Origin of the sequence: Ferruginivarius sediminum (assembly GCF_003344765.1) — a bacterium.
GTDB lineage: Bacteria > Pseudomonadota > Alphaproteobacteria > Kiloniellales > Rhodovibrionaceae > Ferruginivarius > Ferruginivarius sediminum.
In genome coordinates, this window is sequence record NZ_QPMH01000057.1 from 1 (window position 1) to 1130 (window position 1130).

General features: G+C 71.1%; 1 protein-coding gene. It reads left to right on the forward strand.

Translation table 11 applies throughout. The annotated features are described in order from the left end of the window. The coding region (locus tag DRB17_RS19790; protein ID WP_114583949.1) for an O-acetylhomoserine aminocarboxypropyltransferase/cysteine synthase family protein at positions 1 to 1130 on the forward strand (1130 nt) is incomplete at both ends.

Sequence of the window (1130 nt, forward strand, 5' to 3'; positions counted from 1 at the left end):
TCTACACGCGGATCATGAACCCGACGTGCGACGTGCTGGAGCAGCGGGTGGCGGCACTGGAGGGCGGCGCGGCGGCGCTGGCGGTGGCCTCGGGCCAGGCGGCAACGACGATGGCGATCCAGAACATCGCCCGGGCCGGCGACAACATCGTCAGCTCGACCGACCTCTACGGCGGCACCTGGAACCTGTTCGCGCACACCCTGCCGCAGATGGGCGTCGAGGTGCGCTTCGTCGATCCGGCCGACCCGGAGGCGTTCCGCAAGGCCTCGGACGAAAACACCCGGGCGTGGTACGCCGAGACGCTGCCGAACCCGCGCCTGCAGGTGTTCCCGATCGCCGAGGTGGCGGCCATCGGCCGCGAGATCGGCATCCCACTGATCGTCGACAACACCGCCGCGCCGGTGCTGTGCAAGCCGCTGCGTCACGGCGCGGCCGTGGTGGTCTACTCCACCACCAAGTACATCGGCGGCCACGGCACCTCGATCGGCGGCATGATCGTCGACGGCGGCGACTTCCCCTGGGAGCGGCACGCCGAGCGCTTCCCGCTCCTGAACCAGCCCGACCCCAGCTACCACGGCGCGGTCTGGACCGAGGCGGCGAAGCCGCTGGGGCCGATCGCCTACGTGCTGAAGGCGCGGGTGACGCTGCTGCGCGACACCGGCGCGGCGATGAGCCCGTTCAACGCCTTCATGTTCCTGCAGGGCCTGGAAACGCTGCCGCTGCGCATGCGCGAGCACAGCCGCAACACCCAGGCGGTGGCCGACTACCTGGACAAGCACCCGGCGGTCACCCGCGTCATCCATCCCAGCAAGCAGGACGCCCTCTATCGCGGCCGCGCCGAAACCCACCTGGAGGGCGGCTTCGGCGGCCTGCTGGGCTTCGAGCTGGGCGGCGGCGTCGAGGCCGGGCGCAAGTTCATCGACAGCCTGGAGATGTTCTACCACGTCGCCAACATCGGCGACGTCCGCTCGCTGGCGATCCACCCGGCAACCACCACGCACTCCCAGCTCACCGCCGACGAGCAGCAGGCCGCCGGCGTCTCCCCCGGCTACGTCCGCCTCGCCGTCGGCCTGGAGCACATCGACGACATCCTCGCCGACGTCGAACGCGGCCTCGCCGCCGCGACGGGA